Annotated in this window: 12 protein-coding genes and 2 pseudogenes; 9 read left to right on the top strand and 5 right to left on the bottom strand. The window is 73.2% G+C overall.

The annotated features are described in order from the left end of the window. Positions 1-34 precede the first annotated feature (34 nt). From ACF1AK_RS24885 to ACF1AK_RS24875, 3 genes are all read left to right on the top strand, one after another. Entirely contained in the window at positions 35-1,264 is a 1,230-nt protein-coding gene (locus ACF1AK_RS24885) for a low temperature requirement protein A (protein ID WP_391501034.1), read from the top strand. A 168-nt stretch (positions 1,265-1,432) separates the two neighbouring features. After that, entirely contained in the window at positions 1,433-2,110 is a 678-nt protein-coding gene (locus ACF1AK_RS24880; protein WP_391501153.1) for a uracil-DNA glycosylase, read from the top strand. Positions 2,111-2,298: 188 nt separating this feature from the next. Further along, positions 2,299-3,357 (top strand): glycoside hydrolase family 6 protein, encoded by a 1,059-nt coding sequence (locus ACF1AK_RS24875; protein WP_391501033.1) that lies wholly within the window; start codon positions 2,299-2,301, stop codon positions 3,355-3,357. Positions 3,358-3,484: 127 nt separating this feature from the next. Here ACF1AK_RS24875 and ACF1AK_RS24870 read toward each other — a convergent pair whose 3' ends face one another. From ACF1AK_RS24870 to ACF1AK_RS24855, 4 genes and pseudogenes are all read right to left on the bottom strand, one after another. After that, complete coding sequence (locus tag ACF1AK_RS24870; RefSeq protein ID WP_391501032.1) at positions 3,485-5,416, bottom strand: galactose oxidase-like domain-containing protein; 1,932 nt, start codon at positions 5,414-5,416, stop codon at positions 3,485-3,487. Positions 5,417-5,425: 9 nt separating this feature from the next. Then, positions 5,426-7,372, bottom strand: coding sequence for a glycosyltransferase family 2 protein (locus ACF1AK_RS24865; protein WP_391501031.1), 1,947 nt, complete (start codon positions 7,370-7,372; stop codon positions 5,426-5,428). A gap of 331 nt (positions 7,373-7,703) precedes the next feature. Further along, a pseudogene (locus ACF1AK_RS24860) lies at positions 7,704-8,333 on the bottom strand (3-oxoacid CoA-transferase subunit B); the annotation flags it as partial. A 72-nt stretch (positions 8,334-8,405) separates the two neighbouring features. After that, positions 8,406-9,161: pseudogene (locus tag ACF1AK_RS24855) on the bottom strand (CoA transferase subunit A); the annotation flags it as partial. Between the two features lie 348 nt (positions 9,162-9,509). On the opposite strand from ACF1AK_RS24855, the gene ACF1AK_RS24850 reads away from it, so the two are divergent. The 6 genes from ACF1AK_RS24850 to ACF1AK_RS24825 all read left to right on the top strand — a co-directional run bounded on the left by ACF1AK_RS24850 (position 9,510) and on the right by ACF1AK_RS24825 (position 15,432). Next, the gene (locus ACF1AK_RS24850) at positions 9,510-10,772 is read left to right on the top strand and encodes a substrate-binding domain-containing protein (RefSeq protein WP_391501030.1); all 1,263 of its coding nucleotides are present in this window, start codon (positions 9,510-9,512) and stop codon (positions 10,770-10,772) included. A 98-nt stretch (positions 10,773-10,870) separates the two neighbouring features. Then, a complete protein-coding gene (locus ACF1AK_RS24845; protein WP_391501152.1) occupies positions 10,871-11,611 on the top strand; it encodes an ABC transporter ATP-binding protein in 741 nt (246 codons plus the stop codon). Further along, positions 11,608-12,387 carry an ABC transporter ATP-binding protein gene (locus ACF1AK_RS24840; protein WP_391501029.1) on the top strand — a complete coding sequence of 260 codons (780 nt, stop codon included), beginning with the start codon at positions 11,608-11,610 and terminating at the stop codon, positions 12,385-12,387. Before ACF1AK_RS24845 ends, ACF1AK_RS24840 begins: the two co-directional genes overlap by 4 nt. Beyond that, positions 12,387-13,253 carry a branched-chain amino acid ABC transporter permease gene (locus ACF1AK_RS24835; protein ID WP_391501028.1) on the top strand — a complete coding sequence of 289 codons (867 nt, stop codon included), beginning with the start codon at positions 12,387-12,389 and terminating at the stop codon, positions 13,251-13,253. Before ACF1AK_RS24840 ends, ACF1AK_RS24835 begins: the two co-directional genes overlap by 1 nt. Before the next feature lie 161 nt (positions 13,254-13,414). Further along, a complete protein-coding gene (locus ACF1AK_RS24830) occupies positions 13,415-14,464 on the top strand; it encodes a branched-chain amino acid ABC transporter permease (RefSeq protein ID WP_391501151.1) in 1,050 nt (349 codons plus the stop codon). Then, entirely contained in the window at positions 14,461-15,432 is a 972-nt protein-coding gene (locus ACF1AK_RS24825; protein ID WP_391501027.1) for an alpha/beta fold hydrolase, read from the top strand. Before ACF1AK_RS24830 ends, ACF1AK_RS24825 begins: the two co-directional genes overlap by 4 nt. A gap of 13 nt (positions 15,433-15,445) precedes the next feature. Here the strand turns inward: ACF1AK_RS24825 and ACF1AK_RS24820 are convergent, their stop codons facing one another. Then, positions 15,446-16,741: a hypothetical protein gene (locus tag ACF1AK_RS24820; protein WP_391501026.1), complete on the bottom strand. Its 1,296-nt coding sequence runs from the start codon at positions 16,739-16,741 to the stop codon at positions 15,446-15,448. Positions 16,742-16,800: the final 59 nt, after the last annotated feature.

Below are 16,800 nucleotides of genomic sequence, written 5' to 3'. Positions count from 1 at the left end.
GGGGCCCGTTCGCCGTGTGCGTCGGGGAGGACGAATGGGCAGCGCGGGGGAGCCGGCGGAGAAGCGGGTCACCTGGGCGGAGCTGTACTTCGACCTGGTGTTCGTGTTCGCGATCACCCAGGTGTCGGGGCTGCTGCACCACCACCACGACTGGGCGGGCGTCGCCCGGGCGCTGGTGGTGTTCGTCCCGGTCTACTGGTGCTGGGTCGGCACCACCGTGCAGGCCAACATCCGGGACGTCGACAACGCGCGGGACCGGCTCGGCATCCTCGCCGTCGGCCTGACCGGTCTGGTCATGGCCCTGGCCGTGCCCGGGGCGTACGGGGGCCGGGGCGTGCTGCTGGGCGCCGGGTACTGGGCGGCCCGGGTGGTGCTGCTGCTCCTGCTGGTCCGCATCCCCGGCGTCTGGCGCGGCCCGTACGGGGTGGGCGTGCTGGTCAGCGGGCCGCTGCTGGTGGTGGGCGGGCTGCTGCCGGAGGGACCGCGGGTCTGGCTCTGGGCGCTGGCGGCGCTCTGCGACCTGTCCGCGCCGCTGGTGTTCCGCCGCCGGCTGGCCGACGTCTCCTACCACCCCGCGCACATGCCGGAACGCTTCGCGCTGTTCCTGCTGGTCGCGCTCGGCGAGTCGATCGTCGGGATCGGCGCCACCGCGGCGGCGGCCCGCCTGGACGCGGCCGAACTGCTCGCGGTCACCGCGGCGTTCACCATCTCGGCCGGGCTCTGGTGGCAGTACTTCGTCTACGCGGCCGACGCCATGCACTACGCCGTGGTCGTCGCCGACTCGCGCCGGGACGTCGTGCGCCGGGTCTTCCAGTACGGGCACCTGGCGCTGGTCGCCGGGGTGATCGCGGTGGCGGTCGGCTTCGGTGAGACGGTGGCCGATCCGCGCCGGGCGCTCGGCGCGGGCTCGGTGGCGCTGCTCTACGGGGGCTGCGGGCTGTACCTGCTGACCTTCGGCTACACGCGCTGGATGATGTTCCGGTCGGTCGCGACGACCCGGCTCGGGGCGGCCGCGGTGGTGCTGGCGCTCGCGCCGGTGATGGTGCGCTGGCCGGCGATCACCGCGCTGCTGGCGCTCGCGGTGGTGCTGGTGGCGCTGAACGTCGTCGAGCACCTGCGGGTGGCGCGGGCGGCGGCCGGCGGGGCGGGCCGCGGGGCGGCGGGGGAGGGGGCCGGGGACCCGCTCGGTGAGCCGCTCGGTGAGCCGGTCGGTGAGCCGCTCGGTGAGGCGGTCGGGGACCCGGCTGTCGGTGGGCCTGTGTAGCGTTCGGGGTGGAAGAGGGCGTACGGCGCGAGGGGCGCGACGCGCCCGCAGGTCGGGGCGGTGCCGCGGAGAGCGGCCGTCCGGTGGGAGGTAGAGGTCGTCGTGACGGACACGGTCGAGGCGGGGACGGTCGAGGCGAACGTGGGCGGGGCGGAAGCGGGTGCCGGCCTGGAACTGCCGGAGTCCTGGCGCGGGGTGCTGGGTGCCGAGACGGAGAAGCCGTACTTCGCGGAGCTGGCGGCCTTCGTGGCGGCCCAGCGCGCGGAGCACCAGGTCTTCCCGCCGAGCGGGCAGGAGTTCTCCGCGCTGGAGGCCACGCCGTACGAGAAGGTCCGGGTGCTCGTCCTCGGCCAGGACCCGTACCACGACGACGGCCAGGCGCACGGCATGAGCTTCTCGGTGCTGCCGGGCACCAAGACGCCGCCGTCGCTGCGCAACATCTTCAAGGAGCTGGACGCCGACCTCGGCATCCCGGCGCCCGACAACGGCTACCTGATGCACTGGGCCGAGCAGGGCGTGCTGCTGCTCAACGCGGTGCTCACGGTGCGCGCGCACGAGGCCAACTCGCACAAGGCGAAGGGCTGGGAGAAGTTCACCGACGCGGTGATCAAGGCGGTGAGCGCGCGCGAGGAGCCGGTGGTCTTCGTGCTCTGGGGCAACTACGCCAAGAAGAAGCTCCCGCTGATCGACACCGGCCGGCACGTGGTGGTCCAGGGCGCCCACCCGTCGCCGCTGTCCGCCAAGCTGTTCTTCGGCAGCCGGCCGTTCTCGCAGATCAACGCCGCGCTGGAGGGCTTCGGCGTCGACCCGATCGACTGGCGGATCCCGGACCTCAAGCAGGCCTGAGCCGTCACGCCCCCTCGCCCCGCCCGACGGGGCGTCTCGCGGCCCGGCGGCGCCCGCCGTTCACCCGATCGTGGGCGGCGGGCGCGGCCCGGTGTGCGAAGCTTGGGGCCCGCCGGGTCGCCCGGACCGGGCAGGGGGAGGGGCGGTACGTGCGCCGAGTGGGTCGAGGGGCGGGATTCCGGCCGGCCGTGGGGGCGGCGCTGCTGGGACTGCTGACGGGTGTCGTGGGGTGCGCCGGGGCAGGCTCCGGGAGCAGCGCCGACGTTCCCGGGGGGCCCTCCGGCGCCGGGAGTCCGACGGCCGCCGCGCCCGCCGCGCCCGCTCCGTCCGGCGCGGGGGCCGGCACGCTGCCGCAGCTGCCCGGCCAGACCTTCTACGTCTCCGACCAGACCCCCGTGGCCCGTCAGTCGGCCGCCCTGCGCCGCCAGGGCCGGACGGCCGAGGCCGACAGCCTGCTGCGGATCGCCGCCCAGCCGTCCGCGCACTGGCTCGGCGACCAGGCGGCCCGGGACATCGCCGACCAGGTGAGCCGCAGTGCCGCCCGGGTCGACCGCACACCCGTCTTCGTCGTGTACAACATCCCGCACCGGGACTGCGGCCTCTACTCGGCCGGCGGCGCGTCCGACGCCGCCGCGTACCGGTCCTGGATCACCGGCCTCGCGGAGGCGCTCGGCGACCGCCGGGCCTGGGTGGTGCTGGAGCCGGACGCGATCGCGCACACCCTGGACAACTGCGGCGTCAAGGGCGATGCCGCCACCGAGCGGTACGGTCTGCTGGCCTTCGCTGTCCAGGAGTTGAAGAAGCGTCCGCAGGTCCGGGTCTACCTGGACGCGGGCAACCCCGGGTGGACGCAGGACCTCCCCGCACTGGCCGGGGCGCTGCGCCGGTCGGGGATCGCGGCGGCCGACGGCTTCGCGGTGAACGTCTCCAACTTCTTCACCACCGACCGCAACGCGGCGTACGGCGGGCAGTTGTCCGCCCTGCTGGACGGCAAGCACTTCGTCGTCGACACCAGCCGCAACGGCAACGGCCCGCTGGACGCCGAGGCGTGGTGCAACCCGCCCGGCCGTGCGCTCGGCGCGCCGCCCACGACCGAGACCGGGCGGCCCGGCGTCGACGCCTACCTCTGGATCAAGAACCCGGGGGAGTCGGACGGCGAGTGCGGCCGCGGCGAGCCGCCGGCCGGTGAGTTCTGGCTCCCGTACGCGCTGGGACTGACGGGGGCCGTCGCCGGTACGGCGGGATAGCGGCTCGGCCGCGCAGGCGGTTCGGCGGCTCGGCGCCTGTCGGTTCGGGGCCTTCCCCGGTCCGGGGCTTTCCCGGCTCAGGGCTCTCCCCGGCTCAAGGCATTCCTCGGCTCAAGGCTTTCCCGGCTCAGGGCGTGACCTGGATCCAGCGGGCCTCCGAGGGGGTTCCGGCGGCGTCCGTGACGAACAGCATGTACCAGCCGGGCGGCAGCAGGTTGGGGTTGGCGGGCAGGGAGAGCGTGACGCCGTCCGCCGTGCGCGCGGTGACGTCCAGGGCCACCGAGCGCTGCTCGACGTCGGTGGCGTGGGTGACCGAACTCGGCCGGACCAGCTTGGCGGTGACGACGCCCTCCGGCGCCGGGGTGGTCACCCGGACGGTGCCGCCGAGTGCGGCGGCGGCCGGGGCGCCGGTCAGCCGGGGCCGCTCGCCGTGGAACAGGTAGGGCGGGCTGTAGATCTCGATCCGCTGCTCGAAGGTGCCCGGCTCGGTGCCCGCCTTGTCGTTGAAGAGCGGGTCGGAGCCGAGCACCGCCACCCGGCCGTCGGGCAGCAGCAGGGCCTCGGCGTGGTAGTTGCGGCCGATGGCGGGCTCGGCGGCGGTGCTGAAGGTGTTGGTGTCCGGGTGGTAGGTCTGCGCCTTGAGCAGGTCGCTGCGGTGCTTGCCCCGGTAGTCGCTCGATCCGCCGGTGGTGAAGACGGTGTCGTCGGGCAGGATCACGCTGTTGAGGTACCGGGTGCCGCCGGCCGGCAGGTCGGGGCCCGGGGTGAACACGGGCCGGGCGGCGGCGAGGTCGGCGATGTCCGTGCGGGCGGTGGACAGCGGGGACTCGCCGACGCCCCCGCCGCCGAGCACCATCACCTTCTGCGCCTGCGCGGGCGGCAGCAGGACGGAGGAGGACGTCTCGGTGAGCTGCGGGTCGCGCAGGCCGGGGACGGGGTGGAAGCTGTTGTCGGCGAGGTCCCAGAGGCCGGGCTCGCGGCCCTTGTCGGCGGGCCCGTAACCGGCGTTCGAACCGGAGTAGAAGAGCTTGCCGGACGCGGTGAGGAAGATCGACGGGTACGTCGGGAAGTAGCGGTCGGGCGCCTTGGACCAGGTCCGGCTCGCCGGGTCGTAGATCTCGTTGTCGTTGCCGCTGAGGATCTGGCCGGTGTCGTCCAGCCCGGAGACGGTGACCACCCGGCCGTCGCCCAGTCCGGTCAGCGTCGGGTACCAGCGGGCGTAGGCCATGTCGGTGACCTGCTCGTACATCTCGGTGTCCGGGTTGAACTCGAAGGCGGCGCGGATGCCCTGGTAGTCCTGCTTCTCCAGGGTCATCCGGTCGGCCGTGCCGTAGAGGTTCCGGGCGTCGGCGCCGGTCAGGCCCTTGATCGTGTACTGGGCCGGGGAGTCCAGCACCGACTCCCGGCCGGGTGCCACCGCCTCGGCGAACACCTTCACCTCGGAGGCCTTGACGACGGTCGCGGCGCCGGAGCCGGTCTTGGTCGCGGCGGGGACGGTGAGGTCGGCGGTGGAGACGTACTCGCGGCCGTTCGGCGCGCGGAAGACGGTGCCCCGGGGGAGGCTGCGGGCGGCGTCCGGGTCCTCGTTGCGGACCCGCATGGTGCCGGCCGCCTTCTTGACCGCGCTGTCCAGCGCCTCGTAGCGACGGGTGCCGCCGGCCACCAGCATCCTGCCGTCGGGCAGCGCGGTGTGGCCGCCGCAGAACATGTCGGCGGGGGTCGGGACGGCCTTGTAGGTGTTGGCGGCAGGGTCCCAGAGCAGGCTCTTGAAGGTGCCGGCGTCGAAGTCCTTCCGGTTGTTGCCGGAGCCGGCGATGATCAGCACCTTGCCGGTGCGCAGCAGGGCGGCGTGGATGGCGTTGATCCGGAACTCGGCGGGGAGCACCAGGGTCTGCCAGTGGCCGTACTCCGCTTTGTAGGCGGGGCGGTTGATGACGTAGTGGTGGTACTGGCCGGTGGCGAAGCCGAGCACGGCGGGTGCGTTCATCCCGGCCACGGTCAGGGCGACGGTGCTGCCGAGGGCGAAGCGCCGGGTGCGGCCGGTGTGGCGGATCTTCACGGTGGTTCGTCATCCCCTCGTGGCGGGTGCGGGCTCTGCGGTGTCCGTGTCCGTGTCGGTGTTCGTGTTCGTGACTGGTGCTGGTGCTGGTGCTGGTGCGGGTGCGGATGCGGGGACGTGGGGCGGGTCGGCGGCTGCTCCCGCCGAGGTGAGGGCGAGGGTGGAGACGGGCCGGGCCCGGCGGCGGCGCACGGCGTCCGCGGCGAGCAGCAGCATCGGCAGCACGCTGAGGAAGAGCGCCAGGCAGGCCCAGGCCCGCATGGCGACGTGGTCGTGGCCGGTCCGGAAGGAGGCCGCGACGGCGCCGCCGAACACCACGGCCCAGAAGAGGTGGAGGCGGAAGGTGGCCGGCCGGTCGGGGCTGGTCGAGGCGCCCTTCGGGGTCACCACGAACCGGCTGCGGATCCGCAGCAGGGTCTGCAGGAGCGAGGCCGCGTAGACCGGGCCGCACAGTGCCGACATCACCATGCCCGCCACCCCCGACGAACCCGCCGGCTCGTGCGGGCTCACGTTGTGCTTGCGGTTCCAGGTGTAGAGCAGCATCTGCAGCGCGGCGGCGTCGCTGTAGAGCGCCATCCAGACCTCGGAGGACACATGGACGCCCGAGGCGCCGAAGCCCAGGTAGAGCACGCTGGAGACCCCGCCGAGCAGCCAGGTCAGCGCGGCCATCGGGTAGAAGGAGACCAGGAGCGTGTAGTTCAGCAGCCGTCCCGGCGACAGCCCCCGCGCCGCCCGCCAGTACTGGGTCAGCAGGGTCTCGTAGGTGCCCCGGCTCCAGCGCAGTTGCTGGGAGAAGAAGTCCGTCCAGGAGGACGGCCCCTCGCCGATCGCCAGCACGTCCGGCGTGTAGACCGACTTCCAGCGCGCGCCGGTGGCCGGGTTGCGGCGCCGGTGGAACTCCAGGCCGGTGGCCATGTCCTCGGTGACCGAGTCGTAGAGACCGCCGATCGAGCGCAGCGCCTCCAGCCGCACGGCGTTGTTGGTGCCGACGAACATCGGTGCGCCGTAGCGGTTCCCGGCCCGCTGGACCAGGGCGTGGAACAGGTACTGCTGGCTCTCCGAGAACTTGGTGACCAGCGAACCCGAGCTGCGGTAGTTCCCGTAGACCTGCGGGCCGACCACGAACGCCACGTCGGGGTCGCGGAAGTAGCCGAGCATGCGCTCGCAGAACTCGGGCAGCGGCACGTGGTCGGTGTCCACCGAGATCCAGAAGTCGTAGTCGGCGCCGTACGCCTGGAGCCAGCTGTTGTAGTTGCCGTGCTTGGTCCTGGCGCGGAACCGGCCCTTGGGAGTGTTCCACTGCGGGATCTCGTCCCGGCTGAAGTGGCGCACGCCCAGCTGCTCGCAGAGCTCGCGCATGGCGGGATCGTTCCCCTCGTCCAACAGCCAGACCTGGTACGGCCCGTCGTGCCGGACGGCCAGTGCGGCGGTGAGCGTGGCGCGCACCATCTCGGGCGGCTCCTTGCCCGGGACGAAGGTGGTGAGGAACGCGACCCGGGTGCCGCGTTCGGGCGTCACCGGGACGGGATCGCGAGCGGCCAGCGTCGCATGGGCGTTGGAGACGACGTTGACCAGCCGGAACGCCTCGACCACCGCGATGATCCCGATCATCACCTTGTCGCCGACCAGCAGCCAGGTGTCGGTCTCGCCGGGGCGGACCGGCCAGTGCCCCGGCTGGAGCAGCCAGACCAGCAGCACCGTCTCGACCAGGGGCGCGGCCAGCAGGAGCAGCGCGGCCCGGATGCGATGCGGCTCGCGGCTCAGCAGGCTGCGGTACCGCACCCGGTACGGCTCCCCGGCCGGGGTGTCGGCCGGGGTGACTTCGGTGGCGGGGCCGGCGAGGTGACTGAAGTAGGCGTAGTCGTAGGGGGCTTCGGGCACGGCGACCGGCTCCGGCGGGGCGGGCGGAGCGGGCGGTCCCGCGTCCCGCGCCCGGCGCGAGAACGGCCCGGCCATGTGCGCTCCCCCTCGTGGCCGGCCGCGCGGGCCTGCCTCTGGTGCGTACTCCGACCGGGGGTGTGCGACCCGGTCCGCCGCGCGGTCGCACGGCGGCGGACGACCGGTCCCCCGGAGCCCCGCGCCGATGCCGGGCCGACGTGCGGCGAACCGCTCCGCTTCCGGGATTCCTGAGGCTCCGGCGGCCCCGGACTCCCTTCCGGGGATGCCGGGATCCCCGGGATTCCTCAACTGTCGCGGAGGGGCCGCCCGATTGCAACCGGTCCGGGGAATGATCGACGTGCGGGCATGTGGACATGGCGATTCCCGGCCAATCGCAGGCGGATCGGTGCTATGCGGGAGCCGAATCGCCCGGTGGCAGCAGGACGGCCCCGGTGGCCGCCCGCACCTCGTCGGAGGTCACCCCGGGTGCCGTCCCGACCAGCCGCAGGCCCTCGGGGGTCACGTCGATCACCGCGAGGTCGGTGACGATCCGGTCCACAACCCCGAGGCCGGTGGCGGGAAGTGACAGATGTTCGACGATCTTCGGCGACCCGTCGCGCGCCGTGTGCTCCATCACGACGATCAGCCGCCGGGCACCGTGCACCAGGTCCATGGCGCCGCCCATGCCCTTGACCGTCCTGCCGGGGATCGTCCAGTTGGCGAGGTCCCCGGCGGCCGAGACCTGCATCGCGCCGAGCACGGAGACGTCGATCCGGCCCGACCGGACCATGCCGAAGGAGGACGCGGAGTCGAAGGACGAGGCCCCGGCGGCGAGCGTCACGGTCTCCTTCCCCGCGTTGATCAGATCCGGGTGCTCGTCGCCCTCCACCGGGTACGGGCCGACGCCCAGGACGCCGTTCTCGGAGTGCACCACCACGTGCACGCCGGGCGGCAGGTGACCGGGGATCAGGGTGGGAAGTCCGATGCCCAGGTTGACGTACTGGCCGTCGCGCAGCTCGCGCGCCGCCCGGGCGGCGAGCGCGTTCCGGGCGTCGGTGGTGGTCGGCGCGGGGGTGGTGGGGTCGGTGGTGGTCGGGGCGGGAGTGGCATGCGCGCCGTCTGCGGCGCGGACGGTGCGCCGCTCGATCCGGCGGTCCTCCGGGTCGGCCGCGACCACCCGGTCGACGTACACCCCCGGCAGGTGGACGGCGTCCGGGTCCAGCTCGCCCGGCTCGACGATCCGGTCCGCCTCGACCACGGTGATCCGCCCGGCCATGGCGCAGAGCGGGTTGAAGTTCCGGGCGGCGGCGTGGAACACGCAGTTGCCGTGCCGGTCGGCGACCTCGGCGCGGACCAGGGCGAAGTCCGCCGTGATGGCCTCCTCCAGCAAGTGGCGGCGGCCGCCGAACTCCCGGACCTCCTTCGGCGGTGAGGCCACCGCGACCGACCCGTCCGCCGCGTACCGCCACGGCAGCCCGCCCTCCTCGACCTGGGTGCCGGCCCCGGCGGGGGTGAAGAACGCGGGGATCCCCGCGCCGCCGGCCCGCAACCGCTCGGCGAGCGTGCCCTGCGGCGTCAGCTCGACCTCCAGCTCGCCGGAGAGGTACTGCCGCGCGAACTCCTTGTTCTCCCCGACGTAGGAGGAGGTCATCCGGGCGATCCGCCCGGCCCGCAGGAGCAGCCCCAGCCCCCAGTCGTCCACCCCGCAGTTGTTCGACACCACCCGCAGCCCGGTGGTGTGCGTGGCCGCGAGCGCGCCGATCAGGGTGCTGGGGATGCCGCAGAGGCCGAAGCCGCCGACGGCGAGGACCGCGCCGTCGGGGATGTCGCCGACCGCGTCGGCGGCGGAGTCCAGGACCTTGTCCAAGGTGTCACCTCGTGGAGGGGAGCGGGGGGGAGGGGGATGGCGTGCGGCGGCTCTGCCCCGGCCTGATCCGGGCCCTGATCCGGGTCGGCGTCGGGCCGTGTTCCGCCGCCGTGCCAACCGTCGCCCCGGCCGGCCCCGTCCGGCCATGGCGGCCGCCGCCACGCCCCGCCGGGGACTCATGGCGGGCCACCACACCGGGGTGCCGTCGGGCCGTCGACCGGCGGGCGGTATGGAGCCGACCGCCACAGTGGCGCAGGCCGATCCGTGGGCCGGGCACATGTCGCCGCCCGCACACCCCACCTACGGTTCCGGCAACCACCCCCACGCCACCCTCAGGAGCCGGTCACCATGCGCAGCTCGACAGCCCCCGCCCGGACCCGCTCCGGCGCCCGCTCCGGAGCCCGCCCCGCGCGCGGGCTCGCCGCCGTCGCGGCCTGCGTCCTCCTCGCCGCCGGTTGCGCCAAGGCCGGCACCGCGGGCACCGCCGCGGCGGACGGCGCCGGATCCAGGAGCCCGGTCAAGGTCGGCCTGGTGTACTCGAAGACCGGCCCGCTCGCCGCGTACGGCAAGCAGTACCTGGAGGGCTTCAAGGCGGGGCTGAGCTACGCGACCCGGGGCACCGGCACGGTCGACGGGCACCGGATCGAGGTCGAGGAGCAGGACGACGCGGGCGACCCGGCCAAGGCGGTGTCGGCCGCCAAGGACCTCATCGGCAAGGGCCACAAGATCCTGGCCGGCTCCACCGCCTCCGGCGTCGCCCTGCAGGTCGGCCCGATCGCCGCCCAGAACAAGGTGCTCTTCATCAGCGGCCCGGCCGCCGCCGACAAGGTCACCGGACTCAACACCTACACCTTCCGTTCCGGCCGCCAGTCCTACCAGGACATCCGGACGGCGGCCTCGTTCATCGGGGACGCCAAGGGCCGGAAGGTCACCGTGCTCGCCCAGGACAACGCGTTCGGGCAGGCCAACGTGGCCGCCGTCAAGGGCGTGCTGGGCGCCCAGGGCGCCACGGTCGACGCGGTGCTCGCCCCGCCGAGCGCGACCGACCTGACTCCGTTCGCCACCCAGGCCAGGAGCGCCAAGCCCGACCTGCTGTTCGTGGCCTGGGCCGGTGACACCTCGGCGGCCCTCTGGACGGCGCTCAACCAGCAGGATGTCTTCGCCGACACCAAGGTCGTCACCGGCCTGGACCTCGCCGCCTCCTACCCGCTGTTCGGCCCGGCCGGCGAGAAGATATCCTTCCTGAACCACTACTTCGGCGGGGCCGCCGGCACCCCGGTGGAGAAGGCCATGGACGAGGCCGTGACCGCTGCCGGCGGCAAGTCCGACATCTTCACCCCGGACGGCTTCACCGCCGCCCAGATGATCGTGCACGCGGTCGAGGCCAACCACGGCTCGGCCGACGACACCGCCGCCCTGGTGAAGGCCCTCGAAGGGTGGAGCTTCGACGGGGTCAAGGGCCGCACCACGGTGCGCGCCGAGGACCACGCCCTCCTCCAGCCGATGTTCCAGGTCCGGCTCACGGGCTCCGGTGCGGCCGCCAAGCCCTCGGTGGAGAAGACGCTGACCGCCGACGAGGCAGCGCCGCCGGTCACCCCGATGGCGGGCTGATCACCGTGTCCCGGCCTTCCTCCTCCGCTCCTCCCTCCTCCCCGCGGGCCCCGCACGCCGGTTCTCCGTCCTCCGCGACGGCCCCGGCCGCCGCCCCGGTGCTGCGGGCGACCGGCCTGGGCTGGTCCGTCAGGGGTGTGCCGATCATCGAGGACGTCTCCTTCACCGTCCCGGAGGGTGAGTTCATCGCCTTCATCGGGCCCAACGGCGCAGGAAAGACCTCCCTGTTCAACCTGATCTCCGGCCTCTGCCCGGCGAGCCGCGGCCGGCTCGAACTCGACGGCACCGACATCACCGCCGAGCCCGTTCACGCCCGTGCGCGCCGCGGCCTCGGCCGGACCTTCCAGACCTCCTCCCTGTGGCCCGGAATGACGGTGGCGGACCACGTCCGCCTCGCCGCGCAGGCCGCCGCCGGCCCCCGGGTCTCGTACCGGCTCTGGCGCCGCGCCGGCCGCTACCCGGAGCAGGTGGCCGAGACCCTGGAGCGCACCGAACTCGCCCACCGCGCCGACACCCTGGCGAGCGCGCTCTCCCACGGGGAGAAGCGCAAGCTCGAACTCGCCGTCCTGCTGGTCTCCGACCCCCGGCTCATCCTCTTGGAAGAACCGATGGCCGGGGTCAGCGCGGAGGAGGTGCCGGCCCTCACCGCCCTCATCCGTTCCGTCCATCGCGATCTCGGCCGCACCGTGCTGATGGTGGAGCACCACATGGACGTCCTGCTCGGCCTGGCCGACCGGCTCGCCGTGATGCACCACGGCACGCTGCTCGCCCTGGACGCGCCGGACACCGTGATGGCGGATACGACCGTCCAACAGGCCTATCTTGGGGAGGCATTGTGACCGAAGGCCACGACTCCGCCGCCCTTGACCGCTCCCTCCTCTCCGTCCGCGGTCTGCGGGTGGTCATCGACGGCCTGCACATCCTGCACGGCGTCGACTTCGACGTCGCGCCGACCGGTGTGACGGCCCTGCTGGGCCGCAACGGCGCCGGCAAGACCACCACGGTCAAGGCCGTGATGGGCCTGGTGCCGCGGACCGGCAGCATCCGCTTCGCCGGCGCCGAACTCTCCTCCCTTCCGACGCATCTGGTGGTCCGCCAGGGCATCGGCTACGCCCCGGAGGACCGCGGGATCTTCGCCGCCCTGACGGTCGCCGAGAACCTCCGCCTCGCCGAGCGGGGCGGGGGCTCCGAGCCCGACTACCGGCTGGTCCACGAGCTGTTCCCCGAACTCGAACAGCGAGCCGGCCAGTTGGCCGGGACACTCTCCGGCGGGCAGCAGCAGATGGTGGCCATCGGCCGGACCCTGCTCAACCGGAACCGGTTGATCATCGCCGACGAGCCCACCAAGGGCCTGGCGCCGAAGATCGTCGCCGAGGTGGCGGACGTCCTGGCCCGCGCGGCACAGGCCGTCCCGGTCCTGCTCGTCGAGCAGAACCTCGCGCTGGTCCGCCGGCTGGCCGGGACCTGCGCCGTCCTGGCCGACGGCCGCACCGCCCACCGGGGCGACACCGCCGCGCTGTTGGCCGACGAGGACGCCGCCCGCCGGCTGCTCGGCGTCGGCGGCCGCCGCCCCGGCGGCGCCGCCGTCCACACCACTACGGAGTTGAACCCCTGATGGACACCGTCGTCCTCCTCTCCTGTACCGGTCTTGGCCTGGGTGCGCTGTACTTCCTGGTCGCCTCCGGTCTGTCGCTGATCTTCGGTCTGATGGACGTGCTCAACTTCGCGCACGGCGCCCTGCTCTCGGTCGGCGCCTACGCCACCTGGTGGGCCGGTGCCGAGGCCGGACTCTCCTTCTGGCTCGCCGTGCCCTTCGGCACGCTGGTCGGAACGGCCGCCGCCGTTCTGCTGGAACTCGCCCTGATCCGCCCGCTCTACAGCCGCCCGCGCGACCAGATCCTCGCCACCGTCGGCGTCGGGCTGGCCGTGCCCGCGCTGCTGATGGGGATCTGGGGCGCCGACGCCCGCCCCTTCCCCCAGCCGGCGCTGCTCTCCGGCACCTGGCACGTGCTCGGTGCGACCGTCCCCGTCAACCGCTTCGTACTGGTGGCGGCCGCCGTGCTGCTCCTGCTCGCCCTGAAGGTGTTCCTCGCCCGTACCCGCTACGGGCTGATCGTCCGGGCCGGCGTCGAGGACCGGGCGATGGTCACCGCGCTGGGCATCGACGTCCGCAAGGCGTTCACACTCGTCTTCGCCATCGGGGGCGCCGCCGCCTCGCTCGGCGGCGCCCTCGGCGGCCTCTACTTCGGTTCGGTCAATCCCGGCCAGGGCACCGGCCTGCTCGTCTTCGCCTTCGTCGTCGTCGTGATGGGCGGCATGGGCTCCGTCACCGGGGCCGCCGTCGCCTCGGTGTGCGTGGGCCTGGTGCAGCAGTTCGCCAACTACTACACCGCCGCGGGCCTCGGCGACCTCTCGGTCGTCGTCCTGCTGGCCGTCCTGCTCCTGGTACGGCCCCGCGGACTCACCGGGAGGCTCGCGTGAGGGCGAACACCCCCGCCGCGAGCACCGGCGGCACCGCTGGCGACCGCACTGCCGTGACCGTACGACCCGGCACTGACAACAACGCCGCCGAAAGCCGTCCAGGAGGCCCCGAACGGGCCGGAATCACTCGAACAGGTGAATCGATCACAAATCGCTCGACAATCCTGCGCCGAGGGCTACGATCGTGGCCGATCGCTCTGCTGATCCTGCTCCTTGTCGCCCCATACAGTGCGCTTCCCGTTCCGGGTCTGCTCGACGGTCCGCTCGGCAGCCCCGGCAGTCTCCAACTCATCGCCCTGTGCCTGCTCTACGGGGCCCTCGCCTCCGGCTACGACCTCCTGCTCGGCCGTACCGGACTGCTCTCCTTCGGCCACGCGCTCTACTTCGCGACCGGCCTCTACACCACCGACCTCGCCATGCTGGAGCTCCGGCTGCCGTTCGCAGCGGCGGCCGTCTTCGGCATCGGATGCACCGTCGCGCTGGCCCTGCTGCTCGGCTCGGTCAGCCTCCGCGTCACCGGCATCGGCTTCTCCATGGTCACCCTGGCCTTCGCCCAGGCCGGTTCGATCCTCGTCCAGCGCAACCCCGGCGGGCTGACAGGCGGCGAGGAGGGCCGGTCGGCGCCGGCCGACCGACTGCCCGCCGCCCTCCTGGGCATCGAGAACACCGCCAACCTCTACTGGATCGCCCTCGCCTACCTCGTCCTGACCCTCGCCGTCGTCCACTGGGCCGTCGGCTCCCCGGCCGGCCGGGTCTGGGAGGGCATCCGGGAGAACGAACGCCGGGTCGAGGTGCTCGGACTGCGGCCCTACGGCTACAAGTTGATCGCCTTCGTACTCGCCGGAGGCCTCGCCGGGGCGGGCGGGGTGGTCTACCTGCTGCTCACCGGCGGCGCCACTCCGCAGGCCGCCACGTCGGACGCGACCCTCTCGCTGCTGGTGATGGTCGTGCTCGGCGGGTCCGGTACCCGCTGGGGCCCGCTGCTCGGCGGGGTCATCTACACCTGGGCCGGCCACCGGCTCGGCGACCTCGCCACCTCCGCTGCCGTCGCCGACCTGCCGGCGGTCCTGCGCGTCCCGCTCTCCCAGCCGCTCTTCCTGCTGGGCGGTCTCTTCGTCGCCGTGGTCTACGTCCTGCCCGGCGGGCTGGCCAAGGTGCCCGCCCGGATCCATGCCGCCAAGCCCCAGTCCACCGGAGGTGGTCCAGCATGAGCCAGTCCGAGAACCCGCCGATACACCGGGCGGCCGACCCGTCGGCCGACCCGGCGACCGGGCCGGCAGCGCCGGAGGAGCTGAGTGTCCCCGTCGCCGACGGGGAGCTGTCGGTGCTCCGGTGGCCGGCCACCGTGCCCGGCGCCCCGGCCGTCGTGGCGCTGCACGGCATCTCCGCCAACGCCCTCGCCTGGTTCGAGGTCGCCCGCCGGCTCGACGGCCGGGCCACCCTGATCGCGCCGGACCTGCGCGGGCGCGGTGGCAGCCGCGGCCTCCGCGGGCCCTACGGGCTGACCCGCCACGCCGACGACGTGGCGGCCCTGATCACCGCGCTGGACCTGGGGCCGGCCGTCGTGGCCGGCCACTCCATGGGCGCGTGGGTGACGGCCCTGACGGCCGTCCGCCACCCGGAGCTGGTCAGCCGGGTGGTGCTGGTCGACGGTGCCGTCACCTTCCCGCTGCCCGAGGGCGTGGCCGAGGACGACGCCCTGGCCGCCGTGCTCGGGCCGGCGCTGGCACGGCTGTCGATGACCTTCCCCGACCGGCAGGCGTACCGCGAGTTCTGGCAGCGGCACCCGGCCTTCGCCGCCGACTGGTCCGACGGGATCGACGCCTACATCCAGCGCGATCTCGTCGGCGACGAACCCGAACTGCGCTCCTCCTGCGTGCTGGCGGCGATCGAGACCGATGGTGCGCAGGTCCTCCTGGACGAGGAGGCGGCCGCCGCGGTGCACCGGCTGCCCTGCCCGGGGGAGCTGATCCGGGCGGAGCGCGGCCTGTTCGACGAGCCGCAGGGCCTGTACGACGAGAAGCGGCTCGACGACGCCGGGCTGGACGGCACCCACCCGGTCCGGATGTCCTGGGTGCCGGACACCAACCACTACTCGATCGTCTGGAGCCCCGCCGGGGCCGAGGCGGTGGTCCGTGCCGCGCTCGGTACGGCCGCCGCCGGCCCCGCCACCGACTAGGCGCCGCGACGGGTCAGCCGGCCGCGCCCAGGAAGGACTCCCAGCCGCCGGCCGGCGCCTGTCCGACGTTGAGGGTGCGCAGCTTGCGCAGGGTGGACTGGTCCTGGACCTCCAGCCACTCGACGAGCTGCTTGAAGGAGACCAGCCGGACGTCGGGCTTGCCCGCGATGGTCTTGAGCGTCTCCTCGACGGCGTCCATGTAGATGCCGCCGTTCCACTGCTCGAAGTGGTTGCCGATGAAGAACGGCGCGCGGTTGCCGTTGTAGGCGCGGTCGAACCCGGCCAGGTAGGCGTCCCGGGCCTGGGTGCGCCATTCGTCGTACTTGGCCGGGTCCCCCTTGGTGCTGCCGGCGGACTGGTTGGCCAGGATGTTGTAGTCCATGGAGAGCACCTGGAAGGTGTGTCCCGGGAAGGGGATGCTCTGCAGCTGGAGGTCCCAGATCTTGCCGTCCTGCACCTTCTGGGGCCAGATCTGCTGGCCGCCCGAGGAGCTGGCGTCGTACTTCCACCCCAGGTTGGCGATGGTCGGCAGCAGGGCCTTCTGCCCCTCCAGGCAGGGGGTGCGCCCGCCGACCAGCTCCTTCTTGTAGTCGAAGGGGAGCGGGTCGACGTCGGTGAATCCGGTGTTGGTCCGCCACTGGGTCACGAAGCCGACGGCCTGGTCTATCTCGCTCTGCCAGTCCTCGGGGGTCCACTTGTTGACGCCGTTGCCGTCCGGGCGGGTCGAGCAGAAGTGGCCGTTGAAGTGGGTGCCTATCTCATGGCCGGCCAGCCAGGCCTGGCTGATGAGCTTGAGGGTGTTCTTCACCGCACCGTCCGACAGGTAGGGGATGTCGGAGGCGCCGACCGCGTGCTTCGGCGGGTGGTACAGGTCGGCCTTGCCCTTCGGCAGGGCGTAGATGCCGGACAAGAAGAAGGTCATCGAGGCCTTGTGTTCCTCGGCGAGCTTGAGGAACCGGGGGAACTGCCCGTCCTCGGTGGCGCCGGCGCCGTCCCAGGAGAAGACCACGAACTGCGGCGGGCGCTCGCCCGGCTTGAGCTTCTCCGGCTTGGGCTGGTTCGGCTGCGCTCCGGTGTCCGAGGTCGACCCGTCCCCGATCGGCGTGCCTTTGCCCGGGGTCCCGGTGGGGGTGCCGGTCGTGGTCGGGGCGGTGCTTCCTGTGCCGGTGGTGGGGGCCGGGACGGAGCCCGAGGCGGATCCGGTGGGATCGGCCGAGCCCGAGCCGCCCCCGGAACAGGCCGCCACCGCTCCGAGAGCCGCAGTCGCGGCGGTGGCTGTGAGCACGGTCCTGCGCGAGATGCTGGCCATCGTCTCCCCTGAGTGTCCGGACCGGGTGGCGGCCAGACCGAGGCCGCGCCGGTCATATC

The sequence above is a fragment of the Kitasatospora sp. NPDC015120 genome, from assembly GCF_043080305.1.
Classification (GTDB): domain Bacteria; phylum Actinomycetota; class Actinomycetes; order Streptomycetales; family Streptomycetaceae; genus Kitasatospora.
Note: the sequence above shows the minus strand (reverse complement) of the source record. Positions and strands in the feature narration are given on the sequence as shown.

What these genes read in the sequence shown, in the direction of transcription:
- ACF1AK_RS24835 (WP_391501028.1), top strand. Translation starts at nt 12,387, where the DNA reads ATGGACACCGTCGTCCTCCTCTCCTGTACCGGTCTTGGCCTGGGTGCG.
- ACF1AK_RS24850 (WP_391501030.1), top strand. Translation starts at nt 9,510, where the DNA reads ATGCGCAGCTCGACAGCCCCCGCCCGGACCCGCTCCGGCGCCCGCTCC.
- ACF1AK_RS24885 (WP_391501034.1), top strand. Translation starts at nt 35, where the DNA reads ATGGGCAGCGCGGGGGAGCCGGCGGAGAAGCGGGTCACCTGGGCGGAG.
- ACF1AK_RS24865 (WP_391501031.1), bottom strand. Translation starts at nt 7,372, where the DNA reads ATGGCCGGGCCGTTCTCGCGCCGGGCGCGGGACGCGGGACCGCCCGCT.
- ACF1AK_RS24820 (WP_391501026.1), bottom strand. Translation starts at nt 16,741, where the DNA reads ATGGCCAGCATCTCGCGCAGGACCGTGCTCACAGCCACCGCCGCGACT.
- ACF1AK_RS24825 (WP_391501027.1), top strand. Translation starts at nt 14,461, where the DNA reads ATGAGCCAGTCCGAGAACCCGCCGATACACCGGGCGGCCGACCCGTCG.